Source organism: Qipengyuania sp. YIM B01966 (assembly GCF_016461955.1).
Lineage (GTDB): Bacteria > Pseudomonadota > Alphaproteobacteria > Sphingomonadales > Sphingomonadaceae > QFOP01.
On record NZ_JADMNM010000014.1, the window covers coordinates 1 to 15305 of the forward strand.

The 15305-nt window shown below is 62.9% G+C and carries 11 protein-coding genes; 9 read left to right on the top strand and 2 right to left on the bottom strand.

Annotation, left to right across the window (positions count from 1 at the left end):
* Nucleotides 1-620: 620 nt before the first annotated feature.
* Nucleotides 621-1307, top strand: coding sequence for an NAD-dependent epimerase/dehydratase family protein (locus tag ILT46_RS12210; RefSeq protein WP_370592431.1), 687 nt, complete (start codon nucleotides 621-623; stop codon nucleotides 1305-1307).
* Nucleotides 1308-1463: 156 nt separating this feature from the next.
* Here ILT46_RS12210 and ILT46_RS12320 read toward each other — a convergent pair whose 3' ends face one another.
* Both ILT46_RS12320 and ILT46_RS12215 read right to left on the bottom strand, forming a co-directional pair.
* Nucleotides 1464-1610, bottom strand: coding sequence for a CBS domain-containing protein (locus tag ILT46_RS12320; protein ID WP_255528392.1), 147 nt, complete (start codon nucleotides 1608-1610; stop codon nucleotides 1464-1466).
* Nucleotides 1611-1616: 6 nt separating this feature from the next.
* Nucleotides 1617-1883, bottom strand: coding sequence for a CBS domain-containing protein (locus ILT46_RS12215; RefSeq protein ID WP_370592432.1), 267 nt, complete (start codon nucleotides 1881-1883; stop codon nucleotides 1617-1619).
* A 487-nt stretch (nucleotides 1884-2370) separates the two neighbouring features.
* On the opposite strand from ILT46_RS12215, the gene ILT46_RS11470 reads away from it, so the two are divergent.
* The 8 genes from ILT46_RS11470 (at nucleotide 2371) to ILT46_RS11505 (ending at nucleotide 15161) form a co-directional block, all read left to right on the top strand.
* Complete coding sequence (locus ILT46_RS11470; protein ID WP_199504783.1) at nucleotides 2371-4011, top strand: acetolactate synthase large subunit; 1641 nt, start codon at nucleotides 2371-2373, stop codon at nucleotides 4009-4011.
* Entirely contained in the window at nucleotides 4008-5408 is a 1401-nt protein-coding gene (locus ILT46_RS11475) for an aldehyde dehydrogenase family protein (protein ID WP_131621726.1), read from the top strand. The genes ILT46_RS11470 and ILT46_RS11475 overlap by 4 nt, the downstream gene beginning before the upstream one ends.
* Before the next feature lie 207 nt (nucleotides 5409-5615).
* Entirely contained in the window at nucleotides 5616-5963 is a 348-nt protein-coding gene (locus ILT46_RS11480; RefSeq protein ID WP_199504784.1) for a hypothetical protein, read from the top strand.
* Between the two features lie 226 nt (nucleotides 5964-6189).
* Nucleotides 6190-7419: a TolC family protein gene (locus ILT46_RS11485; protein ID WP_370592433.1), complete on the top strand. Its 1230-nt coding sequence runs from the start codon at nucleotides 6190-6192 to the stop codon at nucleotides 7417-7419.
* A gap of 10 nt (nucleotides 7420-7429) precedes the next feature.
* Nucleotides 7430-8626, top strand: a complete 1197-nt coding sequence (locus ILT46_RS11490; RefSeq protein ID WP_199504786.1) for an efflux RND transporter periplasmic adaptor subunit — start codon at nucleotides 7430-7432, stop codon at nucleotides 8624-8626.
* 91 nt (nucleotides 8627-8717) lie between these two features.
* Complete coding sequence (locus tag ILT46_RS11495) at nucleotides 8718-11969, top strand: efflux RND transporter permease subunit (RefSeq protein WP_199504787.1); 3252 nt, start codon at nucleotides 8718-8720, stop codon at nucleotides 11967-11969.
* 34 nt (nucleotides 11970-12003) lie between these two features.
* Nucleotides 12004-14571: a heavy metal translocating P-type ATPase gene (locus ILT46_RS11500; RefSeq protein ID WP_199504788.1), complete on the top strand. Its 2568-nt coding sequence runs from the start codon at nucleotides 12004-12006 to the stop codon at nucleotides 14569-14571.
* A complete protein-coding gene (locus ILT46_RS11505; RefSeq protein ID WP_199504789.1) occupies nucleotides 14568-15161 on the top strand; it encodes a cation diffusion facilitator family transporter in 594 nt (197 codons plus the stop codon). Before ILT46_RS11500 ends, ILT46_RS11505 begins: the two co-directional genes overlap by 4 nt.
* Nucleotides 15162-15305: the final 144 nt, after the last annotated feature.

Genomic DNA, 15305 nt, shown 5'->3' on the forward strand with positions numbered 1-15305 from the left:
CGCCAAATGTTCTGACGACGGACAGAGCCGAACAGAAATAGTGCCGGGCACCGTCGTGCTCCGCAATGTGCTGCGCGCCGTCGATCCCCACCGCCATGCCGCAGACCGGATCTATCGCCGTGCCGGGCGTTGCCGACGTGTCGACAGCGTGTTCGTCGTCTGTCTGCTGCATTGAAGTTTCCTCGCGTGTTCCGGAGCATGGCCAGCCTCGACGTTCTTGCGAATGGTCCGAAACCAGCGTCCCCTCAGAGCTACGCTGGCATGCCGACTTCTTTCCCAAACAGGTCCCGAACGGCGGGCGCCGCCGCCGTTCGGACTTCCAAGATTTACTTCATCCGAAAGCTCGCCGGAAAATACACTCTCGTGGGCCTTGATCGTCCTGGTGGATCACCTCCCTCTGAACCAGCGACTATAATCGACTTGGATCTCGGCACCGACGAGGGCGTGGAAACCGCGTTGAAGAAGGTTCGGGACCAGTTCGGCGGCCGGATCGCTTCAGTCATCCACCTTGCTGCCTATTACGACATCACGGGAGAGCCGAACCCGCTGTACGAGAAAATCACCGTCCAAGGCACGAAGCGGCTAATGGAGGCACTCCAGTCTTCGAGGTCGAGCGGTTCGTGTTCGCAAGCACCATGCTCGCGCATCAGCCGACGGCGCGGCTTGAAGAGCGGATCGACGAGGAGTCGCCACTTGGTCCCACTTGGCCATATTCGCAGTCAAAACTGCAGACCGAAGAACTGCTCCGTGAGGTGCACCGGCACATACCGGTAGTATTCCTGCGGATCGCCGGTGTTTACGACGACATGGGCCACTCCGCTTTCCTGGCCGAGCAGATAGCGGGCGTGTACGAACACCGGACAATCGCGCATTTGTATGCGGGAATGCTCTGGGCAGCGCAATCCAGGGTGCACCTGGACGATCTAACCGAAGCTTTCGCAAGGGTCGTCGAACACCGCAAAGATCTGCCCTCGGAGCTGCCGCTGCTGATCGGGGAGTCGGACGCCGTGGGATACGCCGAGATCCAAGACACCGTGCATTGCGAAATACACGGCAAGGAATGGACGACGGTCCGGATTCCCAAAGGCGTCGCCAAAGTCGGTGCATGGCTGCAGAACGAGGTGCTTGGAGACGAGCAGTTCGTCCAGCAGTGGATGATCGACGAGGCGAGCTCCCATTACATCGTCACCAACGATCGGGCTAGGCGGCTCATCGGATGGCGGCCGAAGCGCTCCCTTCGCGAGACGCTTCCCAAGATCGTCAAGGCGCTCAAAGCGGATCCGCAGAAATGGTACAAAAGCAAATAAGCTCAATCCCGCCATCGAATCTGCACCAGAACCAGCCGAACCGCTTAAAGCCTAGGGTATCAATGCTGCCTCACGCTGAATAGCGTGAGGCAGCAAAGATGCGCGAGCGTTCAATTGCGAAGCGGAGCCGCTTTTAGCATATGCGCCAAAAGCAAATTATTGCGCCGGCTCCGACACTTCGCGCACGAGATCCCCTGTCTGATGCTCACCAGCATGCCGCGCGATATCCGCTTGTGACACGATCCCGCAGCACCTGCCCGCATCGTCGACCACCGGAAGGCGACGAACCTGATTGTCTTCCATCTTTTTTCAGCATTCAGCAACGCTGGCATCGGTGGTCACTGTGATGGGTGAAGAGGACATGATGTCTTCGACCAGGGTTTCGGCAGATTTGCCTTCCGCAACGCAGCGGCAAGCGATGTCGCGATCGGTAATGACGCCGACCAGCTCGCCTTCCGCGTTGGTCACGGGAATTTGACCGCAGTCGTTGCTTGCCATCAGCGAAGCCGCTTCCTTCACACTGTCCGACGGGCTGCAGCATGCCGGATCCTTTGTCATCAGTTCGCGAATTTCCACGTCATCTCTCCTAGGTCTTTGGCAAATGGTTGCGCTGCTATGGCGCGCTCACTCGTTTAACGCAGGGCCCTGCCCCCTCGTTCCTTTCGGTCCGATGATATGGTGCCTTCGACCGACGAGCAGCCACTCGGACGAAGATCCATATAAGCGTCGTTGAAGCGCCTGAGTTGGGTCTGCGATCGAAGGGAGGCCAAAGGCTCGAGCTTTGCGTCGAGAACCGGATAGAGGCGGTCTGCCGTGGATCGGCGAAAGCAGAGCGGTTTTCCCCGAGTCGTGAGCTAAGACAGCGGTCCTCGGACGTTGGCGGAACAGTGAACCAACGGCATCGTTGTTATCTACTCGCACGGGTCATGGCGGCTTCTCCTGCAATTGATGCACGAGCCTGTTAAGATTACCCCTGTGCTCGTGGCTGGTGTCCCATCAAGCCAGACAACGGAATGCTACTGCAGCAGGCCTGCGAACAAACAACGCAAGAAAGACTTTGCTGATGAAAGCATCCGATCTCCTAGTCGCCGCCCTGGAAGCCGAAGGTGTCGAATACATCTTTGCCGTGCCCGGTGAGGAGAATTTGGATTTGCTTGAATCGCTTCGCACATCTTCGATCAGATTGATCGTCACCCGCCATGAACAGGGAGCCGGTTTCATGGCAGCGACATATGGTCGCCTCACCGGAAAACCCGGCGTCTGTCTGGCGACGTTGGGACCGGGGGCGACTAACCTTACAACGCCGGCCGCCTACGCTGCGCTAGGCGCTTTCCCCCTCGTCATCATTACCGGGCAGAAGCCCATCAAGGTCTCGAAGCAGGCCCAGTTCCAGATCGTCGATGTGGTCGCGCTCTTCACCCCATTATGCAAAATGGCAAAGCAGATCGTGAACGGTAATCGCATACCGTCCCTAATTCGGGAGGGTTTTCGAAGGGCGCAGGAAGAACGACCCGGCGCAGTACTGCTGGAGTTGCCCGAGGATATCGCGGAGGAAAAAACGTCGGAACCCGTCGTTGCGCCTCACCCGCGACACTACGCCGTAGCGGGCGATGCCGCGCTCGATGAAGCGGCCGAGCGGATCTTCGCCGCCGAACGCCCACTCCTTCTGGTGGGAGCCGGAGCCAACCGGCGCAGCGCCTGCAAAGCGCTCCGCAAGTTTGTTGACGATACCCAGTTTCCGTTCTTCGATACCCAGATGGGCAAGGGGGTGCTCGACGAAGCGAGTCCGCTCTATCTCGGCACCGCGGCATTGTCTTCGGACGACTATGTTCATTGCGCCATCGAGCGCGCCGATCTGATCGTCAACATCGGCCATGACGTTGTCGAAAAGCCGCCCTTCTTCATGGAGCCCGGCGGGCAAACCGTCATTCACATCAATTACAAGGCCGCCGAGGTCGACCAGGTCTATTTTCCGCAGCTGGAGGTCATCGGCGATATTGCTGGGTCGGTGGAAGGTCTGGGAGAGCGGCTTCGCGGCAAGCAGCCGTGCGACCTGACAGCTTATGCCGGTGTGCACGAAGAAATCGCCGCGCATATCCGTCGCGGCAGCGACGATGCACGGTTCCCGGTCATACCCCAGCGCGTGGTTGCCGATGTGCGCCAGGTCATGGGGCGGGACGACATCGTGGCGCTCGATAATGGTATCTACAAGATCTGGTTCGCCCGCAATTACATCGCGCATGAGCCCAACACCATTCTGGTCGACAACGCACTGGCGACGATGGGAGCCGGGCTGCCCTCGGCCATGATGGCGGCGATGCTCTGGCCAGAACGCCGTGTGCTGGCCGTTTGCGGCGACGGCGGGTTCATGATGAATTCGCAGGAAGTAGAAACCGCGGTCCGGCTTGGCCTCAACCTGGTTGTGCTCATTCTGAATGATGCCGCTTACGGGATGATCCGGTGGAAGCAGGAGCAACTTGGGTTTCCCGATTACGGCCTGAGCTTCGCGAACCCGGATTTTGTCACTTACGCGAAAAGTTATGGCGCGACGGGCCACCGGATCGACAGCAGCCAAGCACTGGTTCCGACCCTGAACGATGCGTTCGAGAGCGGCGGCGTTCACCTCGTGGATCTGCCGGTAGATTACTCCGAGAACCGCAAAGTTTTGATCGATGAGCTGAGCGCGATGGAATGCCCCCAATGACTTGGCAGGTCCTCAACCCTTACGACCAGGAGTGCATCGGCAGCGTGGACCTGGTCGAGTGGCCGCTGATCGACCGCTGGCTCGACGAGGCGCGCGCATTGCACGAAGACCGGCGGGCGTGGATTCCGGTTCATGAGCGGATTGCCATTTTGCAACGCGCCGGCGCGCTCATGCGCGAGCGTGCCGAAACGCTTGCGATGCAGATTGCACGCGAGGGCGGGAAACCGCTTGTCGACGCCCGTGCCGAAACCAGCCGCGCCATTCAGAGCGTCGAACTCTGCGTGCATGAACTGTTCGCGAGCGGCGGGCGCCAGATCCCGATGGACCTGACCGAGGCAGGCGCAGGCCGCAGAGCCTACACCTTCAGGGAGCCGATCGGACCTGTGGTCGCGATTTCGGCATTCAATCATCCGCTAAATCTGATCGCCCATCAGGTGGGCCCCGCGGTGGCGACCGGGTGCCCCGTTCTGGTGAAGCCGGCCAAGGATACGCCCCTGTCCTGCAAGAGCTTCGTAGAAATCCTTTACGAGGCAGGTCTCGACGAACAATGGTGCCGCTTCGTACCCTGCACGAACGATGTCGCCGAGCAAATGGTCACGGATCCGCGAACAGCGTTCTTCTCATTCATCGGGTCAGCGAGAGTAGGCTGGATGCTTCGTTCCAGGCTCGCACCCGGTACGCGCGTGGCGCTGGAACATGGGGGCGCGGCACCGGTCATCGTCGATGAAGGTGTTTCGCACGAGAACGTCATTCCGTCGCTCCTGAAAGGGGGCTTTTATCATTCTGGCCAGGTCTGCGTTTCGGTCCAGCGGGTGTTCGTTCCGCGCGCCGAACTGCCGGATTTCGCTGCCGAGCTGGCCGCGGGCGCAGAGGCACTGAGGGTGGGAGATCCGACTGAAGAGGAAACGCAGTGCGGTCCTCTCATCCGCCCTGCCGAGGTCGACCGGGTCGAAGCCTGGGTCGCTGCCGCCGTCGAGAATGGTGCCAGACTGGCCGCAGGCGGGAAGCGCATCGGCCCGACGCTCTATCATCCCACCGTTCTGGTCGATCCGCCCCGCGACGCCAAGGTTTCGCGAGAGGAGGTGTTCGGACCCGTGGTGTGTGTCTACGGATACGACAGTATCGACGCAGCAATTGCCCAGGCGAACGAGCTGCCTTATTCCTTTCAGGCCGCTGTATTTACCCAGCGACTGGACATCGCCGATCATTGTGTCGAGCGCCTATCGGGCTCCACAGTGTTGATCAACGACCACACCGCATTCCGCGTCGACTGGATGCCGTTCGCAGGTCGCCGACAATCGGGACTGGGGACGGGGGGCATCGGCTACACGATGGCGGATATGAGCGACGAGAAGATGGTGGTTCTGAACAGACCGCATAATTGTAATCTACCGTAGGCGCTGCTCATGGCGTCACTAACTTAACATCGAGGCAATGGACCGGTCACGCTCCCGCGCTCCTCCAACGATCCACGCGCCGAGAATGCAGCGAAAAGTGACCCCATGCGCCTATTTCTTCGTTCCCCACTCTCCACTGTTAATCTGAGTCGAGACGGTGTTTTGGTGTTGTCTCAGTTCGCTTTCAGTGGCAATGGCGCGCGGTCCATGACGCTCCGCTCAACCTCGCCTTTTCGGGCACTCGCGGCTCTGCTGCTGTTGTTCGCCGTAGTTTTCGGCGGCGCGTCCGATGCGGTTGCGTGCGATGATGTGGGAACCTCGGTGGAACAGGCTATCCAGTCGGTCGATACTTCGCCAGCACCCGAAGAGTCCGGCGACGACGCGCAACAGAACGCACTGTGCGCGCACGGCCATTGTCACAATGTGGCTCCGCTGGATCGTGGAGAGGCTTACGTGGCGGAGCAATTGGCGGCGACCACGCTGCACTTTGCCCTGCCGATGGTTGCGCTCAGCGCAGTTGAAATCACCTTAGATAAAGAGCCACCTCGGGCCTGACACTTTCCGTGCTGCTGTCGCAGCACGTGTTTTGTGTCAGCAGAGGAGCTCTCCGACAATGGTTTCCCGAATGCGAGTCCGCGCCGTTTGGTGCCGGATTCCTGCCCCGCGATCGAACGCGATTGGTCGCACGAGCAAAGTTGCTCGGCTTGTTATTGCTGCTGCAGTTCTTGGCTACGGCCCCGCTGCGGCACTGGCGCAAGTAAGCTCACCGACAACGCCCCAGGTGGGTTCGCCGACCATAGGTCCACCCGCGCCGATCGATCGCACCGGGAACGATGCGTTGCTGCTGGTGCCGAGCGACGAGCCCTTGCCCGATAACCTTACCCTCGAAGGGGCACTGGGCGCGGCGGAGGCACGGTCGCCGGCAATCGCATCGGCGCGCGCATCCGTCGCGGCGGCGCAGGGCAGGCTCCGTCAGGCGGGTTTCAGAGACAACCCCGAACTCAGCGTCGAGGTTGAGAACTTTCTGGGCACCGGGGAACTGAGCGGGCTGCAAAGCACTGAGGTGACCGTAGCGGTCAATCAGCGGCTCGACTTGGGAGGCCGGAGATCCGCGCGCCAGGCCGTCGGACGCGCCGAGCTCGCCGTGAGCGAGCTACGCTTGCTCGTCACGCGCGCGGAACTGGCCCGATCGGTGAGGCAACAGTTTGCGACAGCGGTCGCGGCGCGCGAGAGGCTGCGTATCGCGGCCGAGAACGAGCAGAGGTCGCGCGAGCTCGCACGGATCGCCAACATTCTGGTCGAAGTTGGCCGGGAGCCGCCACTGCGTGCGCTTCGCGCGCAGGCCGCAGCCAGCCAGGCCGCGGCAGAGCTTCGCGGCGCGCAAGCCGAAGAAGCCGCGTCACGCCGTACCCTTGCGGCTTTGTTCGGTGCAGACACAGCTCCCAGTTCGATTGCGGGCGACCTCGGCGAGCCGATCCCAAACACAAACTTACCGGTCGAATCCTTGGACGTACGGCTCGCCAATGCCCAGCTCGCTCTGGCCGAGGCGAGTCTCCAGCAACAGCTTGCGGAGCGACGGCTCGATCCCGCGGTTGGACTTGGCATCCGCCATGTCCAGGAGCTTGGCGATCAGGCGCTTGTCGCGGGGTTTTCGATGCCGCTGCCGATCAGGGACCGCAACAGCGGGAATATCGAGGCAGCTCGAGCCGAAATCCGCGCCGCGGAGGCTGAGCGGGCCAGTGCGCGTGTGGGGGCCAGCACCCGGATCGCCAACGCGACGGCCAATCTCAGCGCAGCCAACGCGCGTGTCGAAGCGCTCGAACGCGGAGCCATCCCCGAGGGTCGTGAAGCACTGCGGCTGGCGCAGCTATCGTATGAGGCTGGCAAGATCGAGCTGATCGAGCTGCTTGATGCGCAAGCCGCGCTGACAAGTGCCGAGACCCAACTGATCGAAGCTCGCCTGGCGCAGGCCGAAGCCACCGCGGAACTCGCGCGCGCGACAGCGCAGTAAGGACACGACCATGGACCTCAATCCAACTGATGATCGCAAAAAGCTCATCGCCATCGCCGGAGGCATCGCCTTGCTGGCGGGCGTTGGCGGCATACTTATCGGCCGTGCTACGGACGAGCCGACCGCAGCCGGTGCGACTGCCGAAGAAGCCGAGGCGGGCGAGGAAGAGGGCGAGGAGGAGCACGGACCCGAAGGGTTTGTGGCGGTTCCGCCTGCAAATCTGGACGCGGTCGGAATTCGGACCGAGCGTATTACTGCGGGCTCGCTTGGATCCGAAATCCTTGCCCAGGCGACCGCGACCGCTCCCCCGACCGGTCGCTCGTCCCTGACCGCTCGGGCGGACGGTGCGATCACGAGCATCTACAAGCGCCTCGGCGATGGAGTCGGTGCCGGTGAGACCGTCGCCTTGCTCGAGAGTCGCGAAGCGGCCGCGATCATGGCCGAGCGCGCTTCGGCCACAGCCCGCGCGCAGGAGACGGCCGCCGCGCTCAATCGTGAGCGGCGTCTGTTCGATGCCAAGATCACCGCTCGGCAGGATCTCGAGGCTGCCCAGGCCGAGGCTGCGCAGGCTCAGGCGGAGCTGCGCCGCACCCAGGCGGCGGTGACCGCGGCCGGGGTGACCTCAGACGGACGGCACATTGCCGTCCGCAGCCTGATCAGCGGCCGGATTACCAAGATGGATGCGGAGCTTGGCGCTTTTGTATCGGCCGGGACCGAGCTGTTCGAGGTCGCCAACCCGCGCAGCGTCCAGATCGAAGCGGCGGTGCCGTGGTCAGACGCTCAGCGCATCCGCCCAGGCGATCGGGCCGTGATCGAGCTGGGCGATGGGGCGACCCTGGATGCGGTGGTCCGATCGACCACACCCTCGCTCGACACCGAGAGCCGCGCCGCAACCGTGGTGCTGTCTCCGTCGGGCATTCCTGCCGGGCTGACCCAGGGCCAGGCATTTCGGGTCCGGATCACGCCGCGTGGTGGCGCGACTGGAAATCGCATCGTCATCCCGGAGGGTGCCGTCCAATCGGTGGAAGGCCGCGATGTCGTGTTCGTCCAGGTGAATGGCGGCTTCCAGGCGACCCCCGTGACCGCGGGTCAACGCAGCGGTGGCCGAATCGAGATTCTCGGAGGCATCAAGCCCGGCGCCGTGATCGCCACCGAAGGCGCATTCGTTCTCAAGTCGCAGCTTGGCGCCAGCGAAGCCGAGCATTGATACAGGCACCTCCCCATTTTCGAGGCTTCGGCCGCGCCCGCGATGCTGATCTCGGCATTGCCGACCGCTTACGCCTCCCAGGAACGTATTTATGTTAGATCGTCTTCTCGACGCTTCGGTCCGATTTCGCTGGGTGGTCATCGCCCTTACCCTGCTCGTTGCGGCGTATGGCGCCTACCAGCTATTCCGCCTGCCGATCGACGCAGTGCCGGACATCACCAACAAGCAGGTGCAGATCAACACCCAGGCGCCGGCCTTGGGTCCACTCGACATGGAGCGGCTGGTCACGTTTCCGGTTGAGACGGCGATGGCCGGGATTCCCGGCCTAGAAAGCACGCGCTCGATCTCGCGCAATGGCTTCAGCCAGGTCACGGTGATCTTCGAGGACAGCGTCGATATCTTCTTCGCGCGGCAGCAAGTTGCCGAACGCCTCAACCAGGCACGCGAGAGCCTTCCCGAAGCGGTCGAGCCGCAGATGGGCCCGCTGTCGACCGGCCTCGGCGAAATCCTGATGTGGACGGTCGATTACAAACGGCCGTTGTCCAAAGAGTCGAGGATGATCGCCGGGCAACCCGGTTTTCAGCCCGACGGCGACTTCCTCACACCCGATGGGGAACGGCTAACGACGGATGTGCAGAAGGCAGCCTATCTGAGGACGATCCAGGATTGGGTGGTCCGGCCGCAGCTCCGCAGTGTCGAAGGGGTTGCTGGGATCGATTCCATCGGCGGCTACGAAAAACAGCTGGTGGTCCAGCCCGACCCAAGCCGCATGGCGGCTTACGGCGTCTCGTTCACTGAGCTCGCCGAGGCCCTCGAGCGCGGAAACATCTCGATCGGCGCCAACTTCGTGCAGCGCGCCGGCGAAGCCTTTCTGGTGCGAGCGGACGCCCGCATTCGCACCGAAGACGAGATCGGCCGAACGGCCATAGGAACCCGTGGAGGGGTGCCCGTGCTCGTCCGCGACGTTGCGACCGTGCAAAGCGGCGGCGATCTCAGGACCGGTTCGGCTTCCATGAACGGGCGCGAAGTGGTCGTGGGGACGGCCCTGATGCTGCTGGGCGGGAACAGCCGCATCGTTGCCGAAGACGTGCGCGAGCGGCTGGAGGAGGTCGCGAAGTCGATGCCTCCGGGCATCGCGGTGAACGTGGTCTACGATCGCGCCGCCCTGGTCGAAGCAACGATCGGAACCGTCGAGAAGAACCTGCTCGAAGGAGCCCTGCTCGTGGCAGCGGTGCTGTTCTGGCTGCTTGGCAATATCCGCGCGGCAATCATCGCGACGCTCGTGATCCCGCTTTCCTTCCTGTTCATGGCGATCGGAATGAATCGCTTCGGCGTGTCGGGCAATCTGATGAGCCTCGGCGCACTCGATTTCGGCCTCATTGTCGATGGATCGATCATCATCATCGAGAATTGCCTGCGCAGGCTGGCGGAGCGCCAGCATCATGAGGGCCGCCTGCTGAGCCTGCCGGAGCGCCTTCACGAAGTGTTCGAAGCCTCCAAGGAGATGCTCCGGCCCACCATCTACGGCCAGGCAATCATCCTGCTCACCTTTGCGCCGCTGCTCACCTTCACCGGAGTCGAGGGCAAGACGTTCTCGCCGATGGCGATCACGGTCATGCTGGCGCTGGTGGGTGCTTTCATCCTGTCGCTGACCTTCGTGCCGGCGATGGTCGCCGTCCTCATACGCGGCAAGGTCGCGGAGAAAGAGGTCAAGGCGGTTGCCTGGTACAAGGAGCGGTACGAACCCGTGCTGCGCCGAGTGGTCCAGCGGCCTTGGCCGTGGATTGGTGGCGGCTTGGCCACCATGGCGGCAGCCTTTCTTGTCTTCACAAGTCTGGGGCGCGAATTCATTCCCACCCTCGACGAGGGCGATCTTGCCATGCAGTCGCTGCGCGTACCTTCGACCTCGCTCGAGCAGTCGACCAAGATGCAGCTGGCGGTCGAGCGCGCGGTGTCCAGCCTCCCGGAGGTGGCCTATGTGTACTCGAAGACGGGTACGGCCGAAGTCGCTTCCGATCCCATGCCGCAGAACGCATCCGATGCCTTCATCATCCTGAAGCCGCGCGACGAGTGGCCGGACGGAGTCGACAGCCGCGAGGACGTTCTCGCCCGGATCGATGACAAGCTGGGGGGCCTCGTCGGCAACGCCTATGAAACAAGCCAGCCGATCGAGTTGCGCTTCAACGAGCTTATCGCCGGTGTCCGCGGCGACATCGCGGTTAAGGTCTTTGGCGACGACATGGACGTTCTCAATCGCGTCGCGGGCGAAGTCGCAGCCGCGATGAGCGGTGTCGAGGGAACTGCGGATCTGAAGGTCGAACAGACCGAGGGCTTTCCCACGCTTGAGGTGCAGTTCGATCGCGAAGCGATCGCTCGCTACGGCCTGGCCATGGAGGACGTGACCGACACGGTCGCGGCGGCCCTGGGCGGACGCGAAGCCGGATTGGTGTTCGAGGGTGACCGCCGCTTCGACATCATCGTCCGGCTCGACAATCTCAACCGTGACGACCTCGACGTGGTCGGCTCGCTTCCCGTGCAGCTCCCCGAAGGTGCTTCCGGTGCCGGAACGTCCGTCCCGCTGCGCGAGCTGGTCGCCTTCCGAACGTCCGAAGGCCTGAACCAGGTCAGCCGTGAGAACGGACAGCGCCGAGTCGTCGTGCAGTCCAATGTGAGGGGCCGCGATCTCGGCTCCTATGTCGAGGAGGCGCAGGAGCGGGTCGCGCAGGTTAAGCTTCCACCCGGTGTCACCATCACCTGGGGAGGGCAGTTCGAGAATTTGCAGGCAGCCTCGCAGCGCATCACCCTGATCGTGCCAGTGGTATTCCTGCTCATCTTTGGCATCCTGTTCCTGGCGGTGCGCAATTTGCGCTCTTCGCTGGCCGTCTATTCGGCGGTTCCGCTGGGGCTCGCCGGTGGCGCGTTTGGATTGGCGCTGGCGGGCTTGCCGTTCTCGATCTCGGCGGCGGTCGGTTTCATCGTGCTATCGGGGGTGACCGTGCTCAACGGTCTCGTGGTGATGACCAGCGTCCGTCAGCGGATCGATGCTGGACGACCGGTGGACGAAGCGATCGTCGAAGGCACTCTGGAGCGGGTCCGCGCGGTGCTGATGACCGGCATCGTGCCGGCGATAGGCTTCGTGCCCATGGCGCTGGCCACCGGGCGAGGGGCAGAGGTCCAGAAGCCGCTCGCGATCGTGGTCATCGGCGGCCTGATCGTCGCCACCATCATGACCCTCTACGTCCTTCCCGCGATCAGCCATCTCATCCTGAGGAAGCGCGGGGAGCCCCATCAGCCGGGCGATTTCGAGGACGGAATACCTGGGTCGGAACCGCTGCCAGCATGATCCGTCCAAGACCTGTCTTCGAGGAGAACACTTTGTGACGACACGCACACGCCTCGACCTTCCGCTCCTTCTCCCGACAGTTCCCGATGAAGCGGATCGCTGTGTCGCGAGGCTGCTTGACGAGCTGACCGAGCGTGACGGCGTGCGTGACGCGCATGTGATCGCTGCGATGGGGGACGAGCCGGCAAAGCTGTGTGTCCATTACGATCCGGAGAAGGTCGGGCTGGAACAGATACGCAAGGCGGCGCGCGCGGCCGGGGCCGCGCTGACCGCTCGCTTTGGGCACCTCGTGTGGCAGGTCGAGGGGATCGAGCAGGAGCGGCGGGCGCGGACCGTTGGGGAAACGCTGTGCCGCATCGAGGGCGTGTTCGAGGCGCAAGCAACGGGTAGCGGAGCTCTGAGAGTGGAGTTCGACCGGAGCCTCGTCGACGAAGCAGAGATAACGTCGGCGCTTGCCTCGCTCGGCGTAAGTCGCCGAGGCTCGAACACGCGCGCTACAGAGGCTTCGGGCGCTTCTCCCGATCCGGTTACGACCCCGACTGCTACTCCCGCCGGCAAGCACGCGCACGACCACGCCAAAGATGCCGAGCACTCCCATGATCATACCGAGGGCGGGGGCCACGCTCACGGCGGCGTATTTGGGTCGAACACCGAATTGTATTTTGCGCTCATCTCCGGCGTCGCGCTCGCTATCGGATTTGCACTGTCCTGGGCCGACGCCGCGCCGGAGGTTGTCTCCACTGCGCTCTACCTTGCCGCCTACTTCTTCGGCGGGTTCTTCACTGTCCGCGAAGCTATCGATTCCCTCAAACTGCGCCGCTTCGAGATCGATACGCTGATGCTCGTCGCCGCCGCCGGCGCGGCCCTGTTGGGGGAATTCGCCGAAGGGGCCTTGCTCCTGTTTTTGTTCAGCCTTGGCCACGCGCTCGAGCATTATGCCATGGGGCGCGCCAAGAAGGCGATCGAAGCGCTGGCAGAGCTAGCGCCGCAGACGGCGGTCGTGCGGCGCGGCAGCGCCACCGAGGAAGTGCCTGTCGAGGCGCTGGTCGTCGGCGACATTGTCGTCGTCAAACCCAACGAGCGCTTGCCGGCTGACGGGTTCGTGATCGAAGGCACCAGCAGCGTCAACCAGGCGCCGGTGACTGGCGAAAGCGTTCCGGTCGACAAGCAGCCGGTAGAGGATCCGGCAGCCGCTGCGGCCGCAGCGGACAGCGTCGCGGCCACGTCCAGAATATTCGCGGGCACGATCAACGGCTCTGGCGCACTGGCAATCCAGGTCACCCGTCTCGCCTCCGACACGACATTAGCCAAAGTCGTGAAGCTCGTCAGCGAAGCGGAGACGCAGAAGTCTCCCACTCAACGCTTCACCGACCGGTTCGAGCGCATTTTCGTGCCGGTCGTTCTCGGACTGGTGGTGCTGCTGCTGTTCGCATGGGTCGTGATCGACGAACCCTTCAGTGCCAGCTTCTATCGGGCGATGGCTGTTCTGGTCGCGGCCAGCCCCTGTGCTCTCGCGATCGCAACACCGAGCGCGGTCTTGTCGGGCGTGGCACGGGCGGCGCGCGGCGGGGTGCTCGTGAAGGGCGGCGGGCCGCTCGAGAACCTGGGCGCACTGAGCGCTATTGCGTTCGACAAGACGGGAACCCTGACCGAAGGGCGGCCGCGCGTGACGGATGTCGTTGCGGCGGCCGATGCAACGGAGCAAGAATTGTTGCAGACGGCGGTCGCGGTGGAAGCGCTCAGCGACCATCCGCTCGCCGCGGCGATCGTCCGCGATGGGACGGAGCGGCTCAAGGGCCCGGCCGCGAAGGCGACCGACCTTAAATCGATCACGGGACGCGGTGTCGAAGCCGTCGTCGACGGCCAGACCGTTCACATCGGACGCGACGAACTCTTTGCCGAGGCGGGCGGCGAACCGCTTCCCGATGCAGTGAAGGCCTCGGCGGATGAACTGCGTTCCCAGGGGCGGACCATTATGATCGTTCGCCAGGGTGCGCGGTACCTTGGCGTAATCGGGCTGATGGATACTCCTCGGTCGGCGGCTCCCGCAACGACTGCCCGCCTGCGCGAACTCGGCATCACGCGAATGATCATGCTGTCGGGCGATGCGACACCTGTCGCCAAGGCCGTCGCCGCGAGCGTCGGCATTGAGGACGCCTGGGGCGATCTCATGCCCGAAGACAAGGTCGAGGCGATCAAGAAGCTCCGTGCAGCGGAGAGCAAAGTCGCGATGGTCGGTGACGGCGTCAACGATGCGCCCGCACTTGCCACGGCCACGGTCGGAATTGCGATGGGAGCGGCCGGGTCCGACGTGGCGCTCGAAACCGCCGATGTCGCGCTGATGGCCGACGACCTGTCCAAACTGCCGTTCGCGGTCGATCTTAGCCGGCGCACGCGGCGGATCATCCGCCAGAACGTGTTCGTGAGCATGGGTGTGGTGGCAGTGTTGCTGCCTGCCACGATACTCGGGCTTGGGATCGGGCCTGCCGTCATTGCCCACGAGGGATCGACGTTGATCGTGGTCTTCAACGCGCTGCGGCTTCTGGCGTTTCGAGAGGTGCCTTTCGCCGGGAAACCGGCCACAAAGGAGCGCAAGGGATGAGCGAAGCCAATTTCGATCTCGGCTCGGCCGACAAACGAAAGACCCTGTGGCTGGTCCTGGCGCTCAACGTCGCCATCGCCGCAGGCTTTTTCGTGACGGCTTTTCTGGGGGATTCGAATGCACTCCTGGCCAACGGTGTCGACAACTCCTCGGACGCAGTTGTCTATGCTTTGAGCCTGTTGGCGCTGACGCGGTCACGTCGCTGGAAACGAGGCGCCGCGCGATTCTCAGGCGTGATGCTTCTGATCTTCGCCGTCGGTGTGATGGCCGATGCTGTGCAGCGTTATCTCAACGGCTCGACTCCCGGCGGCGCGCTCATGATCGGCATGGCGATCGTGGCTGCTGTCGTAAATCTGTGGTGCCTGCGCCTGCTGAACAAACTGAAGAACAAGGATGTCAATTTGCGCGCGGCAACGACGTTCAGCTTCAATGACTTCGTCTCGAACGGCGGCATCGTCCTTGCGGGAATCGCGGTCATGCTGACAGGGGCGAACTGGCCTGATTTGATTGTTGGCATCGCTGTCGCCTGCATCGCGGTTTATGGTGGGATCGAGATCTTGCGTGATGCTCACAAGGACACCCATCAGTAATTCTCAACCGCTCTGCTCGTACAGAAAAACTGGGCCATCCCCCCCGGCGTCAGGACAAATTGGAGCGTTCGAGAGGTTTCGATCGCGTCGTTAAAGACCAATCCCGCGCGGGTCATATGTGCATGTCCGTCGTCAGAACATTTG